Here is a 24,603-nt window from a genome sequence, read left to right on the forward strand (position 1 = left end):
TGGCGTCATGTCTGACTCGCCTCCTCCCTCGGCGCGCTTGCGCGGGGTTGATATCATCAAAGATAATCTATCTCGGCTTCCCGCGAAGCCAGGCGTTTACCGTATGTTTGGCGAGGACGAGACGGTTCTCTATGTCGGCAAGGCCAAGAGCCTGAAAGCACGCGTAGCGTCTTATTCGCGGATTGGCGGTCAAACGCAGCGGATTGCGGCAATGATCATGGCGACTGCGCGCATGGAATTCGTGGTCACCGAAAGTGAAACAGAAGCGCTTCTGCTAGAAGCCAGCCTGATCAAATCGCTGAAGCCGCGCTTCAACATCCTGCTGCGCGACGACAAGTCTTTTCCGTATATTTTGATCCGGCGCGATCATGAAGCGCCGCAAGTGCTGAAATATCGCGGCTCTAAACAAGACCGCGGCGACTATTTCGGACCATTTGCGAGCGCCAGCGCGGTGACGCGAACGATTGATACCCTGCAAAAAGCTTTTTTGCTTCGAACCTGCGAAGACAGCGTCTATTCCACCCGCCAACGCCCTTGCATGTTGCATCAGATTAAACGCTGCGCCGCGCCATGTGTCGGTTTGGTGGAACCTGAAGAATATCGAGCGCTTGCCGATCAGGCCGCGGACTTCCTGCGCGGCAAAGCGACGGATCTGCAAACCGATCTGGCCGCGCAGATGAGCCAGGCCGCGGAGGATATGGACTTTGAGCGAGCGGCAAGTTTGCGCGACCGTATCCGCGCGCTCGCCCATGTCCGCGCCCAGCAAGACATTAATCCGGACGGGATTGAAGAGGCCGATATTTTCTCCATTGCGATGGAGGGCGGGCTGTCGGCGGTGCAAGTCTTCTTCATTCGCGCGGGTCAAAACTGGGGCGCGACAGTTCACTTCCCGCGACACGAAAAGGGCGAAAGCGACGCCGAGATCTTGGCCGCCTTCTTGGTCCAGTTCTATGACAAAAGACCGCCGCCGCGGCTCATCTTGACCAATCACGATCCGTCAGACCGCGAGCTGATCGCGGAGGCACTGGAGCTGAAAGCCGATCGCAAAGTTGAAATTCGAACCCCTCAGCGAGGCGAAAAACGGTCACTTGTTGAACAGGCGAGCCGTAATGCTGCTGAAGCGCTGAGCCGAAAACTCGCGGAAAGTGCGAGCCAAGTGCGTCTCCTCAAGGAAGTTGCGAAAGCCTTCGATCTTGAAGAGCCGCCGCAGCGGATTGAAGTGTATGATAACTCTCATATTCAAGGGTCGAATATGGTCGGCGGGATGGTGGTGGCCGGGCCAGAGGGCTTCGAAAAGGGTCAGTACCGCAAGTTCAACATTAAGGATTCGAGCCTCGAGCCTGGTGATGATTATGGCATGATGCGCGAAGTGATGCGTCGCCGCTTCGCCCGCGCTTTGAAAGAACGCGAAGAGGGCAATGGCGCCAATTGGCCGGATCTTGTCTTGATTGATGGTGGGCTTGGTCAGCTCAGCTCAGTCATTGAAGCGATTGGTGATCTGGGTCTGTCTCCCGCCGACATCAATTTGGTGTCGATTGCCAAAGGCGTGGAGCGGAATGCCGGTCGCGAGCAATTCTTTCAGCCTGGTCGCGCGCCCTTCCGCCTGCCGGAGAATGCGCCTGTTTTATACTATCTACAGCGGCTACGCGATGAGGCGCACCGCTGGGCCATCGGCGCGCACCGTGCCAAACGCAGCGCCGATATCAAGAAAAACCCGCTCGACGAAATCGAAGGCATTGGCCCGTCTCGAAAGAAAGCCCTGTTGCAATATTTCGGCTCTGCGAAAGAAGTCTCGCGCGCCAAACTCGCCGATTTGAAAGAAGTGGAGGGGGTCTCTGCCGCTTTGGCTGAGCGCATTTATGGGCATTTTAATAGCGGCTAACGGTTTGCGCCTGGCACCCATTTCACATCATCAGTGCCATTCGAATTGGCAACGCGGCCGGCGACAAAGAGCCAATCAGACAGCCGATTGGCATAGGCCAAAGCCTCAGCGCTGACGATTTCATCTTCAAGCGCAGCCAATTCGGCGACTTGCCGTTCCGCGCGGCGACAGAGTGTCCGCGCAACATGGAGATGCGCCGCCAAAGCGCTCCCGCCGGGCAGGATGAAACTATCGAGGGGTGCAATATCCGCATTCATCGCGTCAATTTCGCTTTCGAGCCGGTCGACCTGCGTTTTGACAATCCGCAATGGTTCCCATTCGAGCTTCTTGCCCCGGTCCGGGGTGGCGAGGTCGGCGCCTAGGTCAAACAAATCATTCTGGATGCGCCGGATCGCTTGCAGCAATTCTCCGTCTGCATGCAAAGCGGCGACGCCGAGCGCGGCATTGGTCTCGTCGACGGTGCCATAAGCGGTGACGCGCGGGTGCCATTTGTCGACGGGTTCGCCCGTTGAGAGCCGCGTTTTCCCGCCATCGCCGGTGCGCGTATAGATTTTATCGAGTTTGACCATGGATGGGTCAGAACAGGTTGATCGAGCCGACAACAATGCCGAGCAGGACGAGGATGCCGACGACAACCGCCTGGACCATGACGCGCATGCGCATCAACTGATTTGAGCGCGAGCGTTGTTCGTCATCGGTGCGGGTAAGATTGATCAGGCCCATGGCGAGGATGACGACCAGAATCCCGATCGCGACGTAAAGACCAATAGTGAGTGCAGTGGCCATGTTCCGGCCCTTTCCTTCTGATGCGCAAGAGATAGAGCGCAAAGGGGCATTCGGCCATGGGGCAGGCAGCCGCGCCTAATATTCGTAGGTTTCAATCCGATCGATGCGAATGGTGTAAGCCGCGTCTGCCAGCTCTGACTCTTGGGTTTGTGTGAACAGCGTGCCCTCAAGCCAAACCGCTTGCGACAGGTCCCGCAGCCGGATCGGCTCTTCAGCGATTGCAAACACCGTTTGGTTCGGTGGCGGCGGCGGCGCGTGCAAGCAAGCGCCATAATAAGGCACCAGCAAAAATTCTTTGATTTCCGCATTGGCGCCAAACTCGAACGGCACCGTATATCCTGGAATACGGATTTTGGTCTCATTCAGTCCTGGAACCGTATTGAAGGTTCCGATCTGAATCATCTGATCGGCGGCAGATCCCTCGGCAACGGGACCGCCGGAATAGAGCATCGCCATTTGCTGCTGATAGAGTTGCGCAAGGCGTTCTTCTTCGCCTTCAGGCAGAAGTTCTTCCCAACCGATCTCGCGCACACCGCGAGTTTCCAGATCTTTGGCCTTTTCTTCGGCAGCGGCAAGGCGGTCGGCATTTGCTCGATTGCTGGACGTTTGCGGTTCAGGGATCTTGTCGCCGACTTGCGGTTCATTGGAACTGGTATCGGGTGAGGTCGAAGCGGCTTGCGCTTCCGCTGCTGGGGCATCTGGGGTCGCAGATTGTCCGCAAGCGACCAAAAGGCTGAGCGCGACTGAAGAGACAAGAATGTTTTTCATAAACCCTAATTAGGACCGAACAGGATCAACGGCTAGGGGTTTGTCGCGCTTGTGATTACAGTTTCACAGTTAGCCCGTCAGCGAGCGAGCGGCGGAGGGCGGTCAAAGCAGGCCAGATTCCCAAGACAAATGCCGCGAGTGTGACGACGCCAATCGTATAGAGATCGACCAAGCTCGGGCCGGTGCCGATCAGTGCGACCCCGTATTGGGCCGATAAAATTGGCGCGGCGATCGCAAAGATCGCTTGGATCAAAACTGCGCCCAGCACGGCACCGACAAATCCGAGCACCGCCGCTTCCACCACCAAAAGCGTAAAGATATGCGCCGGCCTCGCCCCAGTCGCGCGCAGGATCGACATTTCACGGCGCCGTTCATTCAAGCTGGTCAAAATGCTGGTCAGGATCGAGACCAGCCCAACCGCAATCACGAAGGCTGAAATTGCCAACAAAACGCGTTCCGCGGTACCCATCACTTGCCAAAGCTCAGCCAGCGCCTGACCCGGAATGATCGCCAATAACGGCTCAGACATGCTTGTATTGATGGCTCGCCGGGTGCGTAACACTGAGGAGCGGTTTCTCAGACCTACAAATACTGCGGTTACGGTTTTCGGCGTAAGATTAAAGCTGCGAACCATATCTTCGGTGAGCGAATCGGCGAGCGGATTGCGCGCGCCGGTCTCCCATCCGACATGGATGGCGGTCATGGCCTCTAGCGAGATGTGGATCGTCTGATCGACCGGTGTGCCGGTTGGGCGCAAGATTCCGACAACCCGGAAGGGCCGATTTTCGTGATCTGCCAGCCCGCCTGCGCCAAGCCCGTGGGTGATAACAATGGGGGTCTGAAGCTCATATCCTAGTGATTTTGCCACGTCGGCGCCGATCACTGCGTCAAACAGATCTTCGAATTCCTCTCCTTCGGCGAGGGTGAGCGGCTGGCCTTGCCCATATTTGTAATGCTCGAAATAGCCGCGATTTGTGCCCAGCACACGATAGCCGCGATGACTGTCGCCGAGCGAGATCGGCACCGTCCAGGCAACATCTTCACGAGCCTTGAGCTCTTGATAGGCGGGCCATGAAATCTCGGCCGTCGCATTCCCCAAGCGGAACACTGAATAGAGCAGTAAATTGATCTGGCCGGAAGGCGCACCAACAATCAGTTCGGTGCCTGAAATCGTATTGTCAAAACCAGATTTAGCCGCGTTGCGGGCTTTCTCGACCCCTAGAAAGAGCGCGACAGACAGCGCGATCGCGAACACCGTCAACAGCGCTGAGACTTTGCGGTTCATCAGGCTACGCCAGGCCAGGCCGAGAATTGAAACGCCCATTACACGGCCTCGCGCTGGGAAGCGGCGAGATTGATCTCGGTCAAATCGATGGCGCGGTCGAACAAGGGCGCGAGCCTGGAATCATGACTGACAAAGAGCAGGGCCGCGCCTGTGCGGGCCGCTTCTTCGCTGAGCAATTCAATAAACCGGTCGCGCATGTCGGTGTCCAAAGCCGAAGTGGGCTCATCGGCGATCACCAAAGAAGGGTGGCCAATGAGTGCGCGTGCCGCGGCAACGCGCTGCTGCTGACCGACAGATAGGTCGGTGACGTTTCGCGCCTGGAGGGCCGCATCCTCCAACCCTAAACGCTCGAGTAGGCGTTTCGCTTCGGATTCTGGGCCGCCATTGGCTTGGGTGTTTTGCAGCCGCTGCTTTGAGAACCGGCAGGGCAAAATGACATTCTGCACAACTGAGAGATAGGGCACCAAATTGAACATCTGGAAGATCACACCGAGATGGTCGGCACGGACTTGATCGCGCCGGCCGCCAGACAGCTGGGTCATGTTTTGATCCATCACCCAGACATCACCATCTGACGCTTCCAAAACGCCGGCAATCAAGCCCAGAAGGGTCGATTTTCCCGACCCGCTTGGCCCACGCAGGAATAAGCGCTCTTTCGGCGCTAGCTCAAACGAGCTGATCTCGAGCAAAGCCGAGTGCCCAGGCCATGCGAACCGCAGGTCAGACAGACGTACAATCGGTGTGGTCATCTAGTTGAGGTCTAGGCGGGTGTCGCTCTCGGTCAAGGTTTCAGCGGTTTGACCCGTTTCGGTCAGGAAGACGGCATTGACCTCCACAAACCCGGCAAAGCTTTGAAAGCCCGTTACATTGATCGCTTCGAGCGTGTCGGGTGCGGCGCAATCATAGGTGAGGTCAATGACAAGATTGCCATGATCACCAATCGGCCGAATGCTGGCTGTTGCGCCGGAGCGGGTACAATCGCCGCCAACAATTTCCGCCGTGCGATCGGTATAGGCTGACGGGTCGTCTAGGGTCCGCAAGCTCTCCTCGAGGTCGAAATTTGCCAGCGCGCCTTCGACATTTACGCTTAAGGTTGACCCATCCAAGCTCGCGGCGAGTTCAGATAGACCGTGGACATGCGCTTCCCCACCTGCGTGATCATGGTCGTCATCTTCGTGCGCATGCTCATCATGGTCGTGCTCGTCAGCGTGATCTTCATGTTCTTCGTCATGGTCATGATCATCGCCTTCATCTGCGTGGTCTTCGTCGTCATGATCGTGCTCTTCAGCAGGCTCCGCTGCAGCTTCTACCACCTCTTCGACCGCGTTCGAGCTAGGTTCGATTTCAGCTTCAACCGTCTCAACCACATCCACCGATTCTTCGATGACCGGCGGCGTTTCAGCGCTGAGCTCGGTTGGCGCATCAGAGGCGGGTTGGCAGGCAGCAAGTGCGAGGCCGCTAACCGCGACGAGGAGAGATGACCGAAACATATGAGACTCCAGCTTTTATTTGACAGGGCTAGGTGCGAAGACTACCTCGCGCAGACGTTGTTTTGAGATACTATAACATTTCTTTGAATTGAATAGGGCATTCTGGCGCCGCCTGGGCGTCTTTCACGCATCATGTTTGAATCGCTTCAAGCTCCTCTCTTTTTCGGATTGATCGCGGCCTTTGTCACGACATTGGGTTTGCTTGCCGTGGCGATGCGCAGCGATTGGAGCTTGCGCCATGCCGACCTGTTTGGGGTTGCAGCAGCGGGTCTGCTGACCGCCATCGCGTTCCTACACATTGTGCCTGAAGCCTTTGCGCTGTCAGCGCGGGCGCCGACCTGGCTGGCGATAGGTTTTTTTGGCGGCTTGGTCGTCCATTATTCGATCAAAGCATTGTTTCCCGAACGCGCGCCATCGCAACTGCCGAGTGAAGCGATTACCCCGATTGTGGCGATTGCGATCCACTCCTTCATTGATGGTGCGATTTATGCGGTCACGTTTGCGGCGAGTTTTTCGTCTGGCGTTTTCGCCGCGCTCGGCCTGATTATGCACGAGTTTCCTGAAGGGATCATCGCGTTCGCAATTTTGCGCCGACATGGCGTTTCCAATCGCTGGTCTTTTACATGGGCGTTCCTGGCTGCCGCGGCGACGACCCCGCTTGGCGTATTGGTGTCCGGACCGGTCATGTTTGGTTTGGGTGAAGCAGTCTTGGGCAGCTTGTTCGCCTTGTCAGCTGGCTTGCTGCTGTTTGTGGCCACTGGGCCGCTAATGGCGCCGCTACGAGAGATGAAACCGTCACGCGGCCTTGCAGCGCTGTCGGTTGGGGTGGCGATCGCGGTCGCATTGTTTATGTTGCCCCTCCCTGGACACGATCACGCGCATATTGGCGTCGAGCACGATCATCACGACCAAGAGCATGAGCATGAACATGATCACGCGGAGCGCACGCAGCCGGTCTTTCGCTAAAGGAAGACCCTTGTGATCCGACTGTTCTTACTCAGCCTTGCGGCGTGTCTCATTCTCGTTTCAACCGCGACGGCGCACCCCGAAGATGAGTTTTGTACACTCGATGGCGGCATGGATCCGGCGCTGTGTCAGGCGTTGCAAGAAATGGATCGCCCCGCCAGCGGAGATACGTACACCGCCGACTTCACCGAAACAGAGACAATTGATTTCGAGCGCCCCGCATTTGAGACCTTCGTGCTCTATATCAAAATTGGGGTTCAGCACATTCTGCCCGGCGGGCTGGATCATATCCTGTTTGTGCTCGCGATGTTCTTCTCGACCCGTCGATTACGACCGCTCTTAATCCAAGTATCGGCGTTTACGGTCGCGCACACAATCACGCTTGGTCTGGTTGCGGCGGGCGTGTTCGCACCGCCTGCAAGTATCGTGGAACCCTTGATTGCGGCGACGATCGCGTTTGTGGCGATAGAGAACCTGTTTTTCAAAGACATGACGCGGTGGCGGCCCTTGGTCGTGTTTGGCTTTGGTTTGATCCATGGCATGGGCTTCGCAGGCTTTTTTGGCTCGCTCGGCTTGCCCCAGGGCCAGTTTTGGAGTGCTCTTATCGGCTTTAATGTCGGGGTCGAGGTGGGTCAGCTGTCTGTGATCGCGCTGGCGGCGCTGCTGCTTTGGCCCTTGCGTCACCGCATTTCTGACGGGCTTTACCGGACCGCCATTGTTTGGCCAGCGAGCGGCGTGATCGGACTGATCGGCGCTTATTGGGCGGTCGAGCGCGTTCTGTCAGGGTAAACGGCACTGGCTTTGCAATACGTCCCCCAATGGGCGGAAAAAAACTTCTGAGCCGGCGCACCCGGCGATATATTGGTGCAGCGATCGCGGCTGGGGTGACCAGCTTTATTGCGATGAACACGATCAATAAGGCGTCTGCGCAAGACTGCGGATTGCAAGATGCCATGGATTGGCAATTGGCGCTTCACGATCAGCAGATTGAACAAAGCCCTGAGCATATTTCGGCCGTCACTGAGGCGTTTCTGGATACCTGTCCAGACCGCCCAGAATTCTATGACGCTAGCCGTATCGCTGGTATTGCGGCGGCGGATCTTGGAGAGGCCAAACGGGCGGCCAGCCATTTTGCGAATGCTGGGCCAATGACCGACCGGCTCTCCAATTTCTATGCGATTTCAACCTTTCTGGCTGCAGGTGAAACCAAAGCCGCTTGGCGTCAGCGCGATCAATTTATCGAAGCTTGGCGGACCCGGCTTGAGCGCCATCCGCATGTATCGGTTCACGCTGAGCCGACCGAAGATGGTATGATCTATCAGCTCTATTTTAGTCAGGTTGATGAGGATACCGGGATCCAAGCGGCTTGGGTGGCGGTGCCGTTTGGGGCCGGGTGGCCAGCCACGCTAACTTTTGCGCGCGATCCGATGCGGATGGCCTTTCGCCGGGCGCGAACAGGGCAGGATGTCGCTGACATGCGCTATGTCGACTTGCATCGCTGTTTCGCGCGGCGCTCACTTGGGCAGATCACGACCAAACTGACCCGCAGCGAATTCGATGCCGCGGCGCAAGCCAGTTTGGCCGCCTATCTCGCCAGACCCGATCGCGGCCATGGCCATCCTGGGTCGCAGATCGATATTTGTTATTCGCCGGCGCGTCTTCTGCCCGGCGTGCCGAAACTCGCCGACTAAACGCGCTGCTCGACTTCGGCGACGACTGCATCGGCGGTGATGTTGAAGTGATTGTAGAGATCTTGATATGGCGCGGAAGCGCCAAAAGAGCTCATGCCGACAAAGCCGCCATCATGGCCGATCCAGCGGTCCCATCCAAAACGAACGCCAGCTTCAATCGCAACCTTCGGTAGGTCGCCACCAAGCGTTTCGGTCTGGTAGCTGCCAGTCTGTTGTTCGAACAGATCCATGCTCGGCATTGAAACAACGCGGACCGGGATATTTTTCTCAGCAAGCGCGGATTGGGCGGCGAGAGCGATTTCAACTTCAGACCCGGTGGCGATGAGCACAGCTTGCGCGCCATCCGCGTCGGAGACGACATAAGCGCCTTTGGCCGAGAGATTCTCATCCGTGTGCGCTGTTCGCGCCGATTTCACTTTCTGGCGGGTGAGCGCCAGCGTGCTTGGGCCCGTCTCATTGCGCAGGGCCAATTCCCAACATTCCGCCGCTTCGACGCCGTCACAAGGACGGAAGACGGTCATGTTCGGCATCGCGCGGAGACTCGCTACATGTTCGACAGGTTGGTGGGTTGGGCCGTCTTCCCCGAGGCCGATGGAATCGTGGGTCATCACATGGATGACGCGTTCGCCCATCAGAGCCCCGAGGCGGATCGCCGCGCGGGAATAGTCCGCAAAGACCAAGAAAGTCCCAGAATAGGGAATCACGCCACCATGCAGCGCCATGCCATTCATCGCCGCCGCCATGGCGTGTTCACGGATGCCATAATGGACGTAACGACCGGCCCAATTGTCCGGGCCAAGCGGCGCGGTATGGCTGGTCTTGGTATTGTTTGAGCCGGTGAGATCGGCCGAGCCGCCAATCATTTCTGGAATGGCTTCGGTCAAAGGCTCAAGCGCCGCCCCCGACCATTTACGGGTCGCGTCGTCTTTGCCGCCTTCGACCACAGATTTTTTGTGCGCGTTGACGATGTCGGAGAGGTTTGCTGGCAGCGCGCCTGCCATCGCAGCTTCGAATGCGGCTTTGTCAGCATGATTATCGAGCCGGTTTTTCCAAGCCAGGTGCTCAGCATGCGCGCGCTTTCCAGCATCCGCCCAAGCCGCTTCGATGTCAGCCGGCACTTCAAATGGGGCATGCGGCCAGCCAATGCTTTCGCGTACCGTGGCGACTTCTTCTTCGCCATAAGGTCCGCCGTGGGCCGGGCCTGTGCCGGCTCGCTTGGCGCCGTAACCAATAATGGTTTTGACCGCCAGCATGACTGGCTTGTCTTGATCCTGGGCCCAAGTCAGCGCCGCCTCGACATCATCGGCATCATGGCCGTCGACTTTTTTGGTGACCCAGCCGGACGCTTCAAAGCGGGCGCATTGATCGGTGCTGTCGGCCATATCGGTGCCGCCATCAATCGTCACCGCGTTGTCATCGAACAGAACGATCAGATTAGAAAGCTTGAGGTGGCCCGCCAGCGTGATCGCTTCTTGGCTGATGCCTTCCATCAGGCAGCCATCGCCAGCGATGACATAGGTCTTGTGATTGACCAGCTCATCGCCAAAGCGTGCATTCAGATGTCGCTCGGCCATGGCCATGCCGACCGCTGTGGTGATTCCTTGGCCGAGCGGACCCGTCGTCGTCTCGACGCCTTTGGTGACAAAATTCTCTGGGTGGCCAGCGGTGGTGCGACCAAGCTGGCGGAACGCACGAATATCATCGCGACTGACACTGTCATAGCCGGTGAGGTGAAGCAGCGAATAGACCAGCATAGAGCCGTGGCCCGCCGACAGAACGAACCGATCGCGATCCGCCCAATCGGGATCGGCCGGATTGTGCTTCAAAAACTTACGATACAGAACGGTCGCTGCGTCGGCCATTCCGAGCGGCAAACCGACATGTCCAGATTTGGCGGCCTCAACCGCATCCATTGACAAAGCGCGGATGGCATTGGCCATGTCCCGATTGGAAACTGTCATGCTTCTTGTCCTGTATTATTTCGCCCGGGGAATGGACAGCGTGGCCATCGCTGTCAAGACTTAGCATCGGTGACTATTGAGTTTTCGACGTAATGAGCGCAAACGAGAGACTATGAGCGTTATCGAAGCTGCCGCATCTCGATTGGATAAAGCACTGACCCGACTAGAAGGCGCGGTCGGAGGCCTGTTCGAGCGTTCAGGGGATCCGTCCGTGCTCCGCCAAGAACTGACGGTGATGATGGAAGATCGCGCCCGGCTGGCGGAACAGCTTGATGAATCGCTGGCCCGCGAAAAAGAATTACAGGCACTCGCCGACGAAGCCTCTGAAGCGCTTGGTGCCGCGATTTCGGAAGTCCGCGCTGCGCTTGGGCGTGAGGGCCAGAGCTAATGGCGAAGGCGGATATAAGACTTCGCGGCCGTCCCTATTCAGTGGCCTGTGCCCCGGGACAAGAAGAGCGGCTGATCGCATTGTCGCGTCAACTCGATGCGCGGATCGAAGAAATCGCCAAAGCGGTTGGCAATATCGGCGACGACCGATTGTTGCTCATCGCGTCCTTAGCGCTTCTGGACGAGCTCGACGCGTCGCACCGAGCGCAAGCTGCCGAAGCGGGCCCGGATGTCCAACGCGCCGCACAAGCGCTGACTGATACCGCCGCCCGGATTGAAGCCTTGGCGGCGAGGATCGAGTCCGGAAAATGAGCGCGCCTGAGCTAAGCGTCCTAATTCCTTTCTATAATGAAGAAGGAAATGTGCTGCCCTTATTGGAAGAAGTGCATGAGGCCCTTGGCGGGATCGCGTTCGACGTGATCTGCGTCAATGACTGTTCGAGTGACGCAACCGAGAAAGAGCTCGCGGAAGCTGTGGCGCGCTGGCCCGAAACCGTCAATGTGTTCACCCATGTGAAACGCGCGGGAAAGTCGGCCGCTTTGTTCACCGGCCTCAAATCGATCCGCGGCACCTGGACCCAACTGATCGATGGCGATGGGCAGAATGACATCAATGATACAGCCCGGCTCTGGGCAGATTTGATTGCAGGCCAAGACACTGGAAAGCTCGGGATTATCGCGGGCAAACGAAAAAGCCGAAATGATAGCGGGTTTAAATGGTTGCAGTCGCGCGTGGCCAATGGCGTTCGCCGGTTTATGCTGCGCGATGATGCGACCGATACTGGCTGCGGGTGGAAACTGATCCGAACCGAAGCGTTTAAAGAGCTTCCTTATTTTGCCTCTATGCACCGGTTCTTGCCGGCCTTGATCAAGCGAGCCGGATGGGATGTGCGCGAAGAGCTGGTCAATGATCGCCCGCGTTGGCATGGCCAATCAAAGTATGGTTTCCTCGGGCGGCTAGGCGCCGGGATTTTCGACTTGCTCGGGATGTTCTGGCTGACCCGGCGCGGCGGGCAGGGCATCGCGAGCGAGTGGAATGATCCTCGCGCGGACTAAGGCGCTCCAATCAAAAGCACGCAGAATCGCCAGAGAGACGGTATTCTACCCAAAGTAGTTTTTGAGATAGATTAGTGCAGATAGTTCGAAACACGTGTTCTACAGCGAATCCAAAGAATCGAAATTCACAAGATTCTTTTTAGACTCATATTTACTTATATAAATAATAGTTGTGCTTACTGAAGCAGGTTTTTACATGTTTAGGCGTAGAAAAATCAAGTGTTTACGAATTGTTAGCAACTCGCGCTTAAGTAGAAATCTGTCGCAGGCGGTTACTCCATGACCGTACCGGACAAGCTCAAGGCCTGGGTTCATCCGCCCCTCTAACCCGGCCACCCACTTGGGATGCACCTGTTTGGTGCATCCCATTTTTCTTAGGCGGTCACGAAAAAAGCGCGACCCGAGGGCCGCGCTTCTCAATTTCTGGTTGGTGGCGCTGGCTTATTTGCGCCAGACAGAGGCCAAAGCTGGATCTTCTTCTTCACCAGAATACTTGCGCGTCTCGGCGCGGCCAACCACCATATGGTGCACTTCATCCGGACCATCCGCCAGACGCAGCGTCCGTTGACCAGTGTAAAGACGTGCCAGCGGCGTCCACTGAGAGACCCCTGCTGCGCCATGCATTTGGATGGCTTCGTCGATAATGCGGCAGACTTTCTCTGGAACCATGGCTTTGACCATAGAGATCCAAACGCGAGCTTCTTTATTGCCGAGCACGTCCATGGCTTTCGCGGCTTTCAGAACCATCATCCGCATGGATTCAATATCGATCCGAGCGCGAGAGACTTTCTCAATATTTCCGCCCAGTTTGATCAAGTCGCGACCAAAGGCTTGGCGCGTCATGCCGCGGACAACCATCATATCAAGCGCACGTTCTGCGGCACCGATGGAGCGCATGCAGTGGTGAATACGGCCAGGCCCAAGACGGAGCTGAGAAATCTCAAAGCCGCGGCCTTCGCCGAGCAGCATATTCTCTTTCGGGACGCGAACATTGTCGAACACGATATGCATGTGACCATGCGGGGCATCATAATCGCCAAACACTTGCATACCGTCTAAGATTTTAACGCCAGGCGCGTCAGTTGGCACCAGGATTTGCGACTGTTGTTTATGCGGCTCCGCATCCGGGCTGGTTTTGACCATGGTGATCATGATCTTACAGCGCGGGTCGCCGGCGCCGGAAATGTAGAACTTCTCGCCATTAATCACCCACTCGTCGCCTTCGAGCACAGCGCGGGTAGAGATGTTCTTGGCGTCAGAGCTTGGCAGGGCAGGCTCTGTCATCGCGAAGGCGGAGCGGATCTTGCCTTCGAGCAGCGGTTTCAGCCATTGCTCTTTCTGTTCCGGTGTGCCGACGCGCTCAAGTACTTCCATATTGCCGGTGTCAGGCGCTGAGCAGTTCATTGTCTCAGAAGCGAGCGCGTTCTTGCCAAGCTCGGCCGCAATATACGCATAATCGAGATTCTTCAGGCCTTCGCCGGTTTCAGCGTCTGGTAAGAAGAAGTTCCAAAGCCCTTGCTTCTTGGCTTCGTCTTTCGCCTCTTCCAGCACTTCAAGCTGACCTGGCGCATACGACCAGATGTCGGTTTTATTCTTATCGAGCTCATGGAATTTGATCGACATCGGGTCGACCACATCAGCAATGAATTTCTTCACATGATCATAGAGTGGTCGCGCGTCGTCTGACATTCGCAGGTCGAACAGGTCATCATTCAGCTCACCAGGCCCACTTTCGGTATACGGCATATCACTTTTCCTCGTATTCACGTATCAACTGCCCACACGGTATGACGCGCACGTAAACTTGTAAAACCGTCTCGCGGGGTAAGGTGAACTCAACTGAGACGAACGGTCACTCCGGGAACATACGAGGGTGGTTTGCCGCAAGCAGAGACTCAGCGCACGAGGGCGCCGATGAGTCTTTTCGCAGCCATAATCATCCTTGCGACAACCCTGGTGACGTCTTTCATATCCGGGATTTTCGGCATGGCGGGCGGCATCATTTTGATGGCTGTCTTGGTCGCTCTGGTTAGCGTTGCGATGGCGATGATCGTCCATGGCGGCATCCAAATGTTCGCCAATGGCTATCGCGCTTTCTTACTGCGCGCGCATATCGATTGGCGCGTGTTCGGATATTACTGCATTGGCGCGACCGCTGGCATTACCGCTTTATTCTTCGTCAGTTGGACGCCGGATAAGAGAGCGCTGTATCTTTTGCTCGGCCTCACCCCGATGCTGGTTTGGCTGCCAAAAGAACGCTTACATCTCGACATCAAGCGTGCCGACCACGCAATTTTTGCGGGCTTTGGGGTGCAAGGTTTGAACACGCTCGCCGGGGTTGCGGGGCCGATGCTCGATTTGTTTTTTGTGCGCGCCGAGATGACTCGCCAACAAATCGTGGCGACCAAATCAGTGACTCAAGCGCTGAGCCATTTGGTCAAGATTGGGTTTTGGAGCGTGCCTGTGGTCACTGCCGCGGGTTGGAGCGCACTGCCGCCTTGGTGGTTGTTCGCGGCCGCTATCCCACTCTCCATGCTCGGAACCACGCTCGGCAAGCGCGTGCTCGAGCGCATGAATGATGTGAATTTCCGCCAATGGATGAAATGGTTGGTCACCGCGATCGGGATCGTCTTATTGCTGCGGGCAGCTGGGCTTTATTAAGGGCTCGTGGCCGTCCGATATTAGAGTTCTCGGATCGTTCCAGCTGAGAACTCAAACACGGCTTCGTGGGAGTCTCCTTTGGCGCTGACCTGCTCAAACGCGAGGCCTGAATATAAGGATCGCAATCCCATGCCAGCCCAGCCATGGGAAACAACAACCGATCGCGCTTTTGATTGCTCAATCTCCGCAAGCCAGCTCTGCAATCGAGCGCTAAACGCCGTTTCTGATTCGCCTTTTGGGGCTCTGTAAGCCCAATCGAATCGTGATGAACCGTCGAGCATACCAGGATGGGTGAATTCAATATCCTCCATGGTCATGCCCTCCCAATCGCCGAGGCTAATCTCAGCGAGCCGGTCATCGGTTTTTACTTGAGCGACCGCCAGATAGGATTCGATGATGGCGGCTGTTTCTTGGGCGCGCCCCAAGGGGCTGATCCAGAGATCAATAGGACCTGATCCAATCAGCGCTTTAAGCTTGTGCCCTACGGCATGGGCTTGGCTGATTCCCCTAGTTGTTAATTGCGAGTCCGAATGTCCCTGCAAACGACCAGCCGCGTTCAACTGAGTTTGCCCATGGCGTGTGAGATAAATCACGGTGAGGCTTTCAATTGCACACACATCTGCTCAAACCCTCGCGTTCCGATCCTTTTTGACCAAGTTAAAGGCGTGCTCAGAGCCATCTCTGGCCAGCGCTCAACCAATTTGGAAAGGGTAAGTTCGGTTTCCATTTTGGCCAAATGAAGACCGAGACAGATATGTGGGCCTCCGCCCCATCCGGTATGACGATTGGGCCGGCGCGCGAGATCAAGCGTCAGCGGGGCGGTGAACACGGCTGGATCGACATTGGCGGCGCCCAGGAGGGCGATCACTTTCTCGCCGCGCTTGAAGGTTTCGCCACAGATCTCGGCATCTTGTCGGACAAAGCGCGGTTTCGTCATGTGAATAGGCATCGCAAAGCGCATCAGCTCATCCACGGCGACACGCCATCCGTCGGCATCCAGCTCTTTCGCTGTCTCCCAGGCGCCGGGTTCAGTGTGCAAAGCATGGAGCCCACTCGAGAGCAGATTGGTTGTCGTGTCATGACCGGCGACAAATAATACAAGGACGAGGGAGATGAGCTCATCTTCGCTCATCTTGCCGCCATCAGCTTCCGCTGCGATCAGGTCTTTCAGCAGGCCGGGGCGCGGGTTTTGGCGCGCGAATTCGATCTCCTCGCGCAATTGTTTAATGACACCGCCCATGCCCATAATCGCTCGGAAAATGCCCCAACCGCTTGCTGCGCCCGAAAACCCAGACATCGTCTTAACCAGACGTGCTTTAGCGTCTTCCGTCAGTCCAAGCATGTGGCTGATCACCGTCAGCGGTAATGGACGAAAAACCTGATCAATCAGGTCGACACTGGGCCCGGGCATATGCGCGACTTGATCCAAATAAGCATCGACCAGCGCTCCGACTTCAGTCCGTTGCAATTCAATCGCGGCCCGGCGGAATGGCGCATCCGCCAAGCGGCGCAGGCGTTGGTGATCCGGATCGTCCAGAGATAAGAGATTCTGCGATAATAGCCGCAGAGACTTTGGAATGAAGGGTAACCCAAACGGCTTACGATGCCCTGCATTTCTTGCATCAACCGCGAAGGTTTCGGACTCTTTCAGGACTTTATGAACCGCCTCATGGGTGAGTGCCGCTTTGAAAGTTCCGAGCAAAGGCACTTTCACCTGTGCAAACGGTCCGGCCTCTAAAGCCTCAGCGAGCACCTCATGCGGGGCTGATTTGAAGGCGAGCGAGCTGATATCGAGCTTGCGCATGCGAAATATCTATCGCGGGCAGGCCCTGCCGACAACAGAGCCGGCTGTATCGAACCTGCGGTTTAATCCGGCAACGACGCGCCGATGGTTGCCAGCGTCTCTTGGCGCAGCAGGCGCTTATTGCCGGTCAGGGACGGGCTGCTCAGAGGTTTTAACCCATCGGCATAGCCTTGTGCGGTCGCCATTAAGGCGCTGGCATCAACGACTTGATCGAGATAACCGGCTTTCACCGCAGTCTCAGGGTCAAACAATTCGCCAAACACCATTGACCGGGTCAGGAAATCTTTGGCGACGCGGGCCTTGACCAGCTCGGACGCGAAGATTGGTAGCACCATGTTGATCTGGGTCTCATTGGCGCCGATTTTAAACGCCCCGGCTGTACCGATCCGCACATCGCAAGACAGCAAGATGAAACAGCCCATGGCCACACCATGGCCATTGCAGGCGGCGATCACTGGCATCGGGAAACTGTAGAGGCGATGCGCCAGCTTGCCACCGCCATCGACCAAAGCTTTCACGTCTTCACCCGGCAAGCTCATCATGAGCTTCAAGTCAAAGCCGCCAGAGAACCGGCCTTCGCGTCCGGTAATGATAAGGACTTTTGCGTCTTTCTCGGCTTGATCGAGGCAAGCATTAAGCGCTTCAAGCATAGGCGGGTTGATCGCGTTGGCTTTGCCATCATCCATAGTGATGATCGCGATTTCGTCTTTGATTTCGATAGTGGCTGGCGCGCTCATGATCGGTCCTCCAGAGAGTTAAGAACTTAAACCGGTAGGTGCTGTCCCGTAACGGGAGGCAAGCCTCACTCTGCGTCAGTCACTGTAACTTCCAAAAGCTCTCCTGGTGTGCATTCGAGCGCTTCACACAGTTTAGCTAATGTATCGAACCGGACTCCTTTGACTTTCCCGGACTTCAGCAGAGAAAGATTCGCTTCTGTCATGCCGATCTCCGCCGCGAGGTCTTTGGCCCGCCGTTTCCGACGCGCCAACATGACATCGAGCGTAACAATGATCTCAGCGGACATTAGACGAACTCGTCATTTTCGGCTTTTACCGCAACAGCGTCTTTGAGCACCAGAGACAGGCCATAGAGCATCACGCCCATCATCGCCGTCGCCAATGCGAGGTCACCCATTTCGAAAAGCACGCCGCGCACGCGCTCTGTCAGCCAGTCTTGGAGCGTTGGGGAAATAATACCCGCCCAAGCGCCAGCGCCGATCAAGCCAAATGCAGCTTGTTCGACCGTTTTGACATTCTCGTCTGTCAGGACCTCGCCTTCGGAACAGCGTTGGAAGAGAAACGCAAAATCCGCAACCGCCCAGGCGATGAGTATGGTTGGCATGGCTTTGATAATGCCAATCCAGAGCGCCTTGTTTATCGCCCAAAGATCTGACGATGAGGTGTACCAAATCTCGCCGACTTCTTCACCGACGAAGTAAGAGACGTTGAGCGCTAAGATGCCAACCACGACCCACGCCACATAGGTGAGATCTCTATGGGTGTCGCGGGTTTTTTGAATCTCTGTGTCGGTCATTGGGAACTCCTAACTTGAGGAGCATATACTCAATTAATTATTGCTATACAATAATTTTTTATGCATTTGAGATATTTTCTACGCCCTAGGTCTCAATTCCCCTGCGCGAGGGATTGCCGGATGCCCTTTGAGAGTCGATAGTTTCGGCTCGGGAGGCCCAGAACATGTATAACGTCAATCTCACAGACTCTTATTTTCCAGCACAAGGCGACGAGCCACCGGCGATGACGATTGGCGAGATGTTGCGCAACTCTGTCGCTGCTGCGCCTGATTTGCCGGCCCTTAAAGAGCTCGGTTTTGACGGTGAGATTGGGCGCACCTGGACCTATAAGGAATTGCTCGCTGATGCCGAGCGCCTCGCGCGTGCCTTGGCCACCCGCCACGAAGAAGGCGCGCGGATTGCGATTTATGCAAATAATGTCCCTGAATGGGTGCTCTTGGAGCTGGCCTGCGGTCTTGCTGGCGTGATCCTGGTCACCGTGAACCCGGCCTATCAGAAGCGCGAGCTGAAATATGTGCTCGAACAATCGCGCTCTGAAGCGATCTATTATGTCGCCGATTTCCGCGGCAACCCGATGCAAGAGATTGCCGACTCGGTTTGCGATGAAATCCCAGCCATCACGCATCGTATTCTGCTGACGGACCATGACGCGCTTTATGCTGGCGCTGATCAAGGCGAACTTCGAGACCCAAAGCCAAGCGATGCGGTGCAGATTCAGTACACGTCCGGAACCACCGGATTTCCGAAAGGGGCGCTGCTCCATCATAATGGCTTGGTCCGAAACGGCGTCGACACGCTAACCCGCGGCAACCTGCAGCCGGGCGACGTATTCGTTCACCATATGCCGCTTTTCCACACGACCGGGTGTGCCATTCTCGTCCTCGGTGGATTTGGCCGGCAGGCAACGATGTTGCTCGCTCCAATGTTTGATCCGGCGACCGTTGTTCGCGTGATTGAGCGCGAAAAAGCCCGCTTCATCTTGGGCGTGCCGACAATGTTGGTCGCACTGATCCATGAAGTGCGTCAGTCCGGCGCCGACATGTCATCGATCGAGTGTATCATATCGGGTGGCTCCATGGTCCCGCCGCAGCTGTGCCGCGACGCGTTTGAAACCTTTGGCGCCGCGATTCAGATCGTCTATGGCCAGACCGAGACATCGCCGGTGCTAACCCAAGCCTGGCACACCGATACAGAAGAAGATCTGACCCAGACGATTGGGCAGCCGGTCGCCTATACAGAGATTTCTATTCGCGACCCGCAGAGCAATAAAGTCATCCCGATTGGCGAACAGGGCGAGATTTGCGCCCGCGCTTATAGTGTGATGCTCGGCTATAATGACAATCCCGAAGCGACAGCGGCAACGATTGATAGCGAAGGCTGGCTGCACACCGGCGATCTCAGGCGCATGGACCCGCGCGGCTATGTCAAGATTACTGGCCGGGTCAAAGAGATGATTATTCGCGGCGGCGAGAATCTGTTCCCGGCTGAGATCGAGAACGCCATGCTCGAACATGACGCGATTGATGAGGTTGCCGTGGTCGGCGTGCCGGACGAGAAATGGGGCGAGCAAGTCGCCTGCTTCATTCGCAGCGAGAGCGACCATGCGTTTTCGGCGGGGGAGCTCAAAGCGTTCGTCCGCGAACGCCTGTCGCCGCAAAAAACCCCGGCTTATTGGGTGCAAGTTACTGACTGGCCCCTCACAGGATCCGGCAAGATCCGGAAATTTAAGCTCGCGGAAGAATTTGAAGCCGGGCAACACACGCCGATGGGATAGCGACGCGGTTTGTAAATTCCCTTTTCCGCCGATGCCTGCGCAGGCAGGTATCCAGGGAGAGGCGCCCACAATCCCGACCTCAATTACCGTCCATGGGTTCCTGCTTCCGCAGGAACCGCCGGTGACTGGGCCCGATAAGCAGTTCATCACTAAATTTGTGCGCGACCTCTCCTTCCAGCGCTCTGCCCAACGCATCTGAGCAGATTGTAAAACGAGATGCCTTGTCTTAGCCTCATCCTGAGCGAAGTCGAAGGACGAGGCGGGCTCACTACAAAGTCCAGGGAAGCCCGGCCCTTTATCCTTCGACGTCGCTCAGGATCAGGGCCTATTTGGAATCGTTCGCACCTAATCCTATACCCCTCACTGCGCCTCCGCATATTGCATCTTAATCGTGGTGCAGTCGCGGCCGCCTTGGCGGACGATGAGGTCGAATTGGGATTCGGCCACGGAATGTCCCAGAAGTTCCACCCCGAACGGGCTGCCGAGTTCGACATAGTGGTGGAACTCCATCTCGCCGCCTGTGTGAAAGAAAGGGCGACCTAGCAGCAATTGGCCGAATTGGCGGCCGACCTCGCCCATATGGGTGGAGTTCACATGATCACCTGAGCCGCCAATATAGGGATGGGCTGGGCGCAGGCCGTTTTCTTTGGTGATCAACCCGGTGGTCGAGATGGTCTCGCTGTGGCGGAGCGGCGCGAGAAAGCTCTCAGGCGCCGACCGCACGCCAACGGCGGCTGCGGAGGCATAATTCATCAAAGGCGGGGCCGGGGGCTTTAGCTTTTCTTTTGAGCCGTCGCGCCATTTTTCGAAATTGCGGGTGCGGAAGGTCACGCCTTGGCCAGCGAGCTCTGCGACCATCTGATCAGCCTGATCAAAGAAGGCGAGCTTATAGCGGGCGCGGCCGGCATCTTGGATCGATTGATACGTGCCGCGATGCGGTAGACCAGCATCTGGGGCGCCGCACTCCCAACGCACATGCGTTAGAGCCGTCCATGTATCGGGATTGAAGGTTCCGAGAAATTCGCCCGAATCGATTGACGCCCAGAAATTTATCGTCTGCACCAAAATCGGATGGGTCGCGCTTAACCTTAGCCACGGCCAGACTGCACTATCACGGGAACATTCAAACGCCACGGAGCCGTCATTCTGGGCCTGATGATTGTGCGTGTATCGGTCGGGAAATGGGCGCGGCATGCGGCATAAATCGCAGAACATCGCCACCGCTGCAATGACTATCGCCGAGGCTTAACCTCGCGACCGCGCGATTCGGTCGCAGCCTGGGCTGATCCGACGTGTTGTCAGTCCACAAACAAGGTGCTAGGTGCCCGCACAAGTTTCAGGACTAGGGTGTCGCTACACCTTGATTCCTATTGGTTCAGACCCAGGGCAATTTCGCCCTACAGCTAACGGACGACGCTTTGGCCGCAGCATCCGCGACAACTGCTAGTGAAGCCGCCCGCCGCTATGCCGGCGCGCTGTTTGATCTTGCGAAAGAAAAAGGGGAACTCGCGACAATTGCGAGCGACCTGAAAACGCTTGAAAGCTTGGCGGCTGACAGCGAAGACCTGACCCGTTTGCTCGAAAGCCCAGCCTTCGCGCGTGAGGACAAGGTTAAAGCGCTTGTCGCCGTCGCCGGACAGGCGGGTCTGTCAAAAACCGCTACGGGCTTTATCGGCACCATGGCTCAGAATGGCCGCGGCGGCGATCTTATCGGCGCGGCGAAGCATTTTGATGAACTCTATGCGAAAGAGCGCGGCGTGAAACGCGCTGTCGCGAGAACCGCATCTGACATGAGCGCAGACCAACGCGCCCGGCTTGAGCAAGTGCTCGCCAAGGCAGTTGGTAGCGATGTCGAACTGGAAACCGAGGTCGATGCCGACCTCATTGGGGGCATTCAATTGCGTATTGGATCAACTTTGATCGATGCCAGTGTTGCCGCCAAATTGGATCGTATGAACACCGCCATGAAGGGAGCGTAAGACGCACATGTCTATTAGCGCAGCAGAAATCTCCGGCATTCTTAAGTCGCAGATCGAAAATTTTGGCGTCGAGGCTGAAGTCTCAGACGTTGGACAAGTTCTCTCCGTCGGTGACGGTATCGCCCGCGTCTACGGCCTCGACAATGTTCAGGCCGGTGAGATGGTCGAATTTGACGGCGGCGTTAAAGGCATGGCGCTGAACCTCGAGAGCGACAATGTCGGTGTGGTTATCTTCGGTGATGACCGCGGCATTAAAGAAGGCGACACAGTTAAGCGCCTCGACGAGATCGTTTCGGCACCTGTCGGTAAAGGCCTGCTTGGCCGCGTTGTCGACGCGCTGGGCAACCCAATTGACGGCAAAGGTCCGCTGACCGACGTCGCGTCTCGGAACCGGGTTGATGTTAAGGCGCCGGGCATTATCCCGCGTAAGTCTGTGCATGAGCCAATGATGACCGGCATTAAGGCGATCGACGCCATGATCCCAGTTGGACGTGGTCAGCGCGAATTGGTGATTGGTGACCGTCAGACCGGTAAGACCGCTGTCTGCGTCGACACCATCTTGAACCAGAAAGAAACCAACGCCGCGGCAAAAGACGATAGCGAAAAGCTGTTCTGTATCTATGTTGCGATTGGCCAGAAGCGCTCTACCGTTGCTCAGGTTGTCAAAACCCTCGAAGAGCGCGGCGCCCTCGATTACACTGTGATCGTTACGGCGACAGCCTCGGAGCCAGCCCCGCTTCAGTACCTTGCACCGTTTACCGGTTGTACGATTGGTGAGTTCTTCCGTGACAATGGCATGCACGCGCTGATCATTTATGATGATCTGTCAAAGCAAGCTGTGTCTTATCGCCAAATGTCTCTGCTTCTGCGTCGCCCACCAGGCCGCGAAGCTTATCCTGGTGACGTTTTCTATCTTCACTCCCGCCTGCTCGAGCGCTCGGCGAAAATGAATGAAGACAATGGCGCAGGGTCTTTGACCGCACTGCCAATCATTGAAACCCAGGCGAACGATGTTTCGGCCTATATCCCGACCAACGTGATTTCGATCACAGACGGTCAGATCTTCCTCGAAACCGATCTGTTCTATCAAGGCATCCGTCCTGCGGTGAACGTGGGTCTGTCAGTGTCTCGTGTGGGCTCTGCGGCGCAAACCAAAGCGATGAAGAAAGTCGCTGGTTCGATGAAGGGTGAACTCGCCCAGTATCGTGAGATGGCGGCCTTTGCGAAGTTCGGGTCTGATCTCGATGCCGCGACACAGAAACTTCTCGGCCGTGGTGAGCGTCTGACGGAGCTGCTCAAGCAGCCTCAGTACAGCCCGCTGCTGATCGAAGAACAAGTTTGTGTCATCTATGCCGGTACGCGTGGTTATGTTGACGCGGTTCCAGTTCGCGACGTCACACGTTACGAAGCTGAGCTTTTGTCATTCCTCCGGAACGACAAAAAAGACCTGCTGAAGCAAATCCGTGACGAGAAAGCGCTCTCTGAAAGTGTCGAAAACGGCATCAAAGACGCGCTGGAAGCCTTCGGGAAGACTTTCGCCTAAGATAACCCTCACGACCAGGAGCCTTTGACCAAATGTCTGGCCTTAAGGAACTGAAAAACCGGATCGGTAGTGTGAAATCCACACAGAAGATCACTAAGGCGAAGCAAATGGTCGCCGCTGCGAAACTGCGCCGCGCGCAGGAAGCAGCTGAGGCCTCTAAGCCTTATGCAAGCCGGATGGCGAATGTCGTCGCGAACCTCACCGCCTCTATGGGTGATGGCGCTGGCGGCCCAAAGCTGCTGGCAGGCTCTGGCGATGACAAGGTTCACTTGCTGGTTGTTATGACGGCGGAACGTGGTCTTTGTGGCGGCTTTAACGCCAATACCGCGAAAGCCGCCCGGCTGAAAATCGAAGAGCTCAAAGCCGACGGCAAAACCGTCAAGATTATCACGGTCGGTAAAAAAGGTCGCGAAGTGCTGAAGCACGCTTATGCGGACCTGTTCATCGATCATGTCGATCTGTCAGACGCCAAAGACAAGTTCACGCCATTCGCGATTGGCCTTGGCCTCGACCTAACCAAGCGGTTTGAAGCCGGCGAGTTCGATGTTGCGACTTTGGTCTTCTCTGAGTTCAAAAACGTTCTGACGCAAAACCCGGTTGCGAAACAGCTGATCCCAGCTGAAGCGCCAGAAGACGCCGAGACGATTGATCTTGGCGGCGCCATCTATGCGTATGAGCCTTCTGAGCCAGAAATCCTCGAAGCTCTGCTGCCGCGTTATTTGAACACCCAGATCCTGTCTGCGATGCTCGAAAATGCTGCCGGTGAGCAAGCCGCCTCGATGACGGCGATGGACAATGCGACACGAAATGCCGGTGAGCTGATCGACAGCCTTACCCTGCAATATAACCGCGCCCGTCAGGCGCAAATTACCAAAGAGTTGATCGAGATCATCTCCGGTGCGGAGGCGCTCTAAGATGGCCTATTGGATCTACGAGAATTTTGGCAATAAGCGCGCCCGTTTGCACACCAGCGAGTGCCGTTATTGCAATGATGGCCAAGGTGTTGGCGGCGACCAAACCAATGATGATGACAAATG

General features: G+C 56.5%; 26 protein-coding genes. 12 read left to right on the forward strand and 14 right to left on the reverse strand.

All coding sequences use genetic code 11. The annotated features are described in order from the left end of the window. Positions 1-7: 7 nt before the first annotated feature. Positions 8-1,882, forward strand: coding sequence for an excinuclease ABC subunit UvrC (gene uvrC / locus MY069_RS09640; RefSeq protein ID WP_482793568.1), 1,875 nt, complete (start codon positions 8-10; stop codon positions 1,880-1,882). Here the strand turns inward: uvrC and MY069_RS09645 are convergent. The 6 genes from MY069_RS09645 to MY069_RS09670 all read right to left on the reverse strand — a co-directional run bounded on the left by MY069_RS09645 (position 1,879) and on the right by MY069_RS09670 (position 6,211). Next, positions 1,879-2,451 carry a cob(I)yrinic acid a,c-diamide adenosyltransferase gene (locus tag MY069_RS09645; protein ID WP_482793569.1) on the reverse strand — a complete coding sequence of 191 codons (573 nt, stop codon included), beginning with the start codon at positions 2,449-2,451 and terminating at the stop codon, positions 1,879-1,881. The genes uvrC and MY069_RS09645 overlap by 4 nt on opposite strands. Before the next feature lie 7 nt (positions 2,452-2,458). After that, positions 2,459-2,668: an HIG1 domain-containing protein gene (locus MY069_RS09650; protein WP_482793570.1), complete on the reverse strand. Its 210-nt coding sequence runs from the start codon at positions 2,666-2,668 to the stop codon at positions 2,459-2,461. A gap of 75 nt (positions 2,669-2,743) precedes the next feature. Further along, on the reverse strand, positions 2,744-3,436 hold the full coding sequence (locus tag MY069_RS09655) for a DUF3299 domain-containing protein (RefSeq protein WP_482793571.1): 693 nt from the start codon (positions 3,434-3,436) through the stop codon (positions 2,744-2,746). Between the two features lie 55 nt (positions 3,437-3,491). Next, the gene (locus MY069_RS09660) at positions 3,492-4,760 is read right to left on the reverse strand and encodes an ABC transporter permease (protein WP_482793572.1); all 1,269 of its coding nucleotides are present in this window, start codon (positions 4,758-4,760) and stop codon (positions 3,492-3,494) included. Then, positions 4,760-5,470, reverse strand: a complete 711-nt coding sequence (locus MY069_RS09665; protein ID WP_482793573.1) for an ABC transporter ATP-binding protein — start codon at positions 5,468-5,470, stop codon at positions 4,760-4,762. The genes MY069_RS09660 and MY069_RS09665 overlap by 1 nt, the downstream gene beginning before the upstream one ends. Beyond that, the gene (locus MY069_RS09670; protein ID WP_482793574.1) at positions 5,471-6,211 is read right to left on the reverse strand and encodes a ZrgA family zinc uptake protein; all 741 of its coding nucleotides are present in this window, start codon (positions 6,209-6,211) and stop codon (positions 5,471-5,473) included. A 132-nt stretch (positions 6,212-6,343) separates the two neighbouring features. Here MY069_RS09670 and MY069_RS09675 point away from each other — a divergent pair, with 132 nt between their 5' ends. Genes MY069_RS09675 through MY069_RS09685 form a run of 3 tightly spaced genes read left to right on the forward strand, consistent with a single transcriptional unit; the run spans position 6,344 to position 8,868 of the window. Continuing rightward, positions 6,344-7,177, forward strand: a complete 834-nt coding sequence (locus tag MY069_RS09675) for a ZIP family metal transporter (RefSeq protein WP_482793575.1) — start codon at positions 6,344-6,346, stop codon at positions 7,175-7,177. Between the two features lie 12 nt (positions 7,178-7,189). Next, the gene (locus MY069_RS09680; protein WP_482793576.1) at positions 7,190-7,966 is read left to right on the forward strand and encodes a HupE/UreJ family protein; all 777 of its coding nucleotides are present in this window, start codon (positions 7,190-7,192) and stop codon (positions 7,964-7,966) included. A gap of 29 nt (positions 7,967-7,995) precedes the next feature. After that, a complete protein-coding gene (locus MY069_RS09685) occupies positions 7,996-8,868 on the forward strand; it encodes a hypothetical protein (protein ID WP_482793577.1) in 873 nt (290 codons plus the stop codon). Here MY069_RS09685 and tkt read toward each other — a convergent pair. Further along, positions 8,865-10,829: a transketolase gene (gene tkt / locus MY069_RS09690; RefSeq protein WP_482793578.1), complete on the reverse strand. Its 1,965-nt coding sequence runs from the start codon at positions 10,827-10,829 to the stop codon at positions 8,865-8,867. The genes MY069_RS09685 and tkt overlap by 4 nt on opposite strands. A gap of 112 nt (positions 10,830-10,941) precedes the next feature. On the opposite strand from tkt, the gene MY069_RS09695 reads away from it, so the two are divergent. From MY069_RS09695 to MY069_RS09705, 3 genes are read left to right on the forward strand one after another with little or no spacing between them, the layout of a single operon-like run. Beyond that, positions 10,942-11,217 (forward strand): DUF4164 family protein, encoded by a 276-nt coding sequence (locus MY069_RS09695; RefSeq protein ID WP_482793579.1) that lies wholly within the window; start codon positions 10,942-10,944, stop codon positions 11,215-11,217. Next, the gene (gene zapA / locus MY069_RS09700) at positions 11,217-11,528 is read left to right on the forward strand and encodes a cell division protein ZapA (protein WP_482793580.1); all 312 of its coding nucleotides are present in this window, start codon (positions 11,217-11,219) and stop codon (positions 11,526-11,528) included. The genes MY069_RS09695 and zapA overlap by 1 nt, the downstream gene beginning before the upstream one ends. Then, positions 11,525-12,271, forward strand: a complete 747-nt coding sequence (locus tag MY069_RS09705; RefSeq protein ID WP_482793581.1) for a glycosyltransferase family 2 protein — start codon at positions 11,525-11,527, stop codon at positions 12,269-12,271. The genes zapA and MY069_RS09705 overlap by 4 nt, the downstream gene beginning before the upstream one ends. A 441-nt stretch (positions 12,272-12,712) precedes the next feature. Here MY069_RS09705 and MY069_RS09710 read toward each other — a convergent pair whose 3' ends face one another. Then, complete coding sequence (locus tag MY069_RS09710) at positions 12,713-14,017, reverse strand: acyl-CoA dehydrogenase family protein (RefSeq protein ID WP_482793582.1); 1,305 nt, start codon at positions 14,015-14,017, stop codon at positions 12,713-12,715. A gap of 168 nt (positions 14,018-14,185) precedes the next feature. On the opposite strand from MY069_RS09710, the gene MY069_RS09715 reads away from it, so the two are divergent. Further along, positions 14,186-14,932 carry a TSUP family transporter gene (locus MY069_RS09715; RefSeq protein WP_482793583.1) on the forward strand — a complete coding sequence of 249 codons (747 nt, stop codon included), beginning with the start codon at positions 14,186-14,188 and terminating at the stop codon, positions 14,930-14,932. Between the two features lie 20 nt (positions 14,933-14,952). Here the strand turns inward: MY069_RS09715 and MY069_RS09720 are convergent, their stop codons facing one another. The 5 genes from MY069_RS09720 to MY069_RS09740 form a co-directional block, all read right to left on the reverse strand. Next, a complete protein-coding gene (locus MY069_RS09720; protein WP_482793584.1) occupies positions 14,953-15,549 on the reverse strand; it encodes a histidine phosphatase family protein in 597 nt (198 codons plus the stop codon). Next, complete coding sequence (locus MY069_RS09725) at positions 15,522-16,736, reverse strand: cytochrome P450 (RefSeq protein ID WP_482793585.1); 1,215 nt, start codon at positions 16,734-16,736, stop codon at positions 15,522-15,524. Before MY069_RS09725 ends, MY069_RS09720 begins: the two co-directional genes overlap by 28 nt. 62 nt (positions 16,737-16,798) lie before the next feature. Continuing rightward, entirely contained in the window at positions 16,799-17,473 is a 675-nt protein-coding gene (locus MY069_RS09730) for a crotonase/enoyl-CoA hydratase family protein (protein ID WP_482793586.1), read from the reverse strand. A gap of 65 nt (positions 17,474-17,538) precedes the next feature. Next, a complete protein-coding gene (locus tag MY069_RS09735; RefSeq protein ID WP_482793587.1) occupies positions 17,539-17,760 on the reverse strand; it encodes a helix-turn-helix domain-containing protein in 222 nt (73 codons plus the stop codon). Then, a complete protein-coding gene (locus tag MY069_RS09740; RefSeq protein ID WP_482793588.1) occupies positions 17,760-18,269 on the reverse strand; it encodes a DUF2975 domain-containing protein in 510 nt (169 codons plus the stop codon). The genes MY069_RS09735 and MY069_RS09740 overlap by 1 nt, the downstream gene beginning before the upstream one ends. A 164-nt stretch (positions 18,270-18,433) precedes the next feature. Here MY069_RS09740 and MY069_RS09745 point away from each other — a divergent pair, with 164 nt between their 5' ends. Further along, on the forward strand, positions 18,434-20,044 hold the full coding sequence (locus MY069_RS09745; RefSeq protein WP_482793589.1) for a class I adenylate-forming enzyme family protein: 1,611 nt from the start codon (positions 18,434-18,436) through the stop codon (positions 20,042-20,044). Positions 20,045-20,404: 360 nt separating this feature from the next. Here MY069_RS09745 and MY069_RS09750 read toward each other — a convergent pair whose 3' ends face one another. Then, positions 20,405-21,238, reverse strand: a complete 834-nt coding sequence (locus MY069_RS09750) for a hypothetical protein (RefSeq protein ID WP_482793590.1) — start codon at positions 21,236-21,238, stop codon at positions 20,405-20,407. A 224-nt stretch (positions 21,239-21,462) separates the two neighbouring features. On the opposite strand from MY069_RS09750, the gene atpH reads away from it, so the two are divergent. From atpH to MY069_RS09765, 3 genes are read left to right on the forward strand one after another with little or no spacing between them, the layout of a single operon-like run. Further along, complete coding sequence (atpH, locus tag MY069_RS09755) at positions 21,463-22,023, forward strand: ATP synthase F1 subunit delta (RefSeq protein WP_482793591.1); 561 nt, start codon at positions 21,463-21,465, stop codon at positions 22,021-22,023. Positions 22,024-22,030: 7 nt separating this feature from the next. Next, positions 22,031-23,566, forward strand: coding sequence for a F0F1 ATP synthase subunit alpha (gene atpA, locus MY069_RS09760; protein ID WP_482793592.1), 1,536 nt, complete (start codon positions 22,031-22,033; stop codon positions 23,564-23,566). A 32-nt stretch (positions 23,567-23,598) separates the two neighbouring features. Beyond that, positions 23,599-24,480 (forward strand): F0F1 ATP synthase subunit gamma, encoded by an 882-nt coding sequence (locus MY069_RS09765; protein ID WP_482793593.1) that lies wholly within the window; start codon positions 23,599-23,601, stop codon positions 24,478-24,480. Positions 24,481-24,603 lie beyond the last annotated feature (123 nt).

The organism is Hyphomonas sp. ske169 (assembly GCF_056850855.1).

Bases quoted from the DNA above. Each gene is read 5' to 3' on its own strand.
- MY069_RS09645 (WP_482793569.1), bottom strand. From the start codon at position 2,451: ATGGTCAAACTCGATAAAATCTATACGCGCACCGGCGATGGCGGGAAA.
- tkt (WP_482793578.1), bottom strand. From the start codon at position 10,829: ATGACAGTTTCCAATCGGGACATGGCCAATGCCATCCGCGCTTTGTCA.
- MY069_RS09710 (WP_482793582.1), bottom strand. From the start codon at position 14,017: ATGCCGTATACCGAAAGTGGGCCTGGTGAGCTGAATGATGACCTGTTC.
- MY069_RS09650 (WP_482793570.1), bottom strand. From the start codon at position 2,668: ATGGCCACTGCACTCACTATTGGTCTTTACGTCGCGATCGGGATTCTG.
- MY069_RS09675 (WP_482793575.1), top strand. From the start codon at position 6,344: ATGTTTGAATCGCTTCAAGCTCCTCTCTTTTTCGGATTGATCGCGGCC.
- MY069_RS09705 (WP_482793581.1), top strand. From the start codon at position 11,525: ATGAGCGCGCCTGAGCTAAGCGTCCTAATTCCTTTCTATAATGAAGAA.
- MY069_RS09740 (WP_482793588.1), bottom strand. From the start codon at position 18,269: ATGACCGACACAGAGATTCAAAAAACCCGCGACACCCATAGAGATCTC.
- zapA (WP_482793580.1), top strand. From the start codon at position 11,217: ATGGCGAAGGCGGATATAAGACTTCGCGGCCGTCCCTATTCAGTGGCC.
- MY069_RS09715 (WP_482793583.1), top strand. From the start codon at position 14,186: ATGAGTCTTTTCGCAGCCATAATCATCCTTGCGACAACCCTGGTGACG.
- MY069_RS09655 (WP_482793571.1), bottom strand. From the start codon at position 3,436: ATGAAAAACATTCTTGTCTCTTCAGTCGCGCTCAGCCTTTTGGTCGCT.
- MY069_RS09685 (WP_482793577.1), top strand. From the start codon at position 7,996: ATGGGCGGAAAAAAACTTCTGAGCCGGCGCACCCGGCGATATATTGGT.
- atpA (WP_482793592.1), top strand. From the start codon at position 22,031: ATGTCTATTAGCGCAGCAGAAATCTCCGGCATTCTTAAGTCGCAGATC.
- uvrC (WP_482793568.1), top strand. From the start codon at position 8: ATGTCTGACTCGCCTCCTCCCTCGGCGCGCTTGCGCGGGGTTGATATC.
- MY069_RS09745 (WP_482793589.1), top strand. From the start codon at position 18,434: ATGTATAACGTCAATCTCACAGACTCTTATTTTCCAGCACAAGGCGAC.
- MY069_RS09765 (WP_482793593.1), top strand. From the start codon at position 23,599: ATGTCTGGCCTTAAGGAACTGAAAAACCGGATCGGTAGTGTGAAATCC.
- MY069_RS09735 (WP_482793587.1), bottom strand. From the start codon at position 17,760: ATGTCCGCTGAGATCATTGTTACGCTCGATGTCATGTTGGCGCGTCGG.
- MY069_RS09665 (WP_482793573.1), bottom strand. From the start codon at position 5,470: ATGACCACACCGATTGTACGTCTGTCTGACCTGCGGTTCGCATGGCCT.
- MY069_RS09750 (WP_482793590.1), bottom strand. From the start codon at position 21,238: ATGCCGCGCCCATTTCCCGACCGATACACGCACAATCATCAGGCCCAG.
- MY069_RS09725 (WP_482793585.1), bottom strand. From the start codon at position 16,736: ATGCGCAAGCTCGATATCAGCTCGCTCGCCTTCAAATCAGCCCCGCAT.
- MY069_RS09730 (WP_482793586.1), bottom strand. From the start codon at position 17,473: ATGAGCGCGCCAGCCACTATCGAAATCAAAGACGAAATCGCGATCATC.
- MY069_RS09695 (WP_482793579.1), top strand. From the start codon at position 10,942: ATGAGCGTTATCGAAGCTGCCGCATCTCGATTGGATAAAGCACTGACC.
- MY069_RS09660 (WP_482793572.1), bottom strand. From the start codon at position 4,760: ATGGGCGTTTCAATTCTCGGCCTGGCCTGGCGTAGCCTGATGAACCGC.
- MY069_RS09670 (WP_482793574.1), bottom strand. From the start codon at position 6,211: ATGTTTCGGTCATCTCTCCTCGTCGCGGTTAGCGGCCTCGCACTTGCT.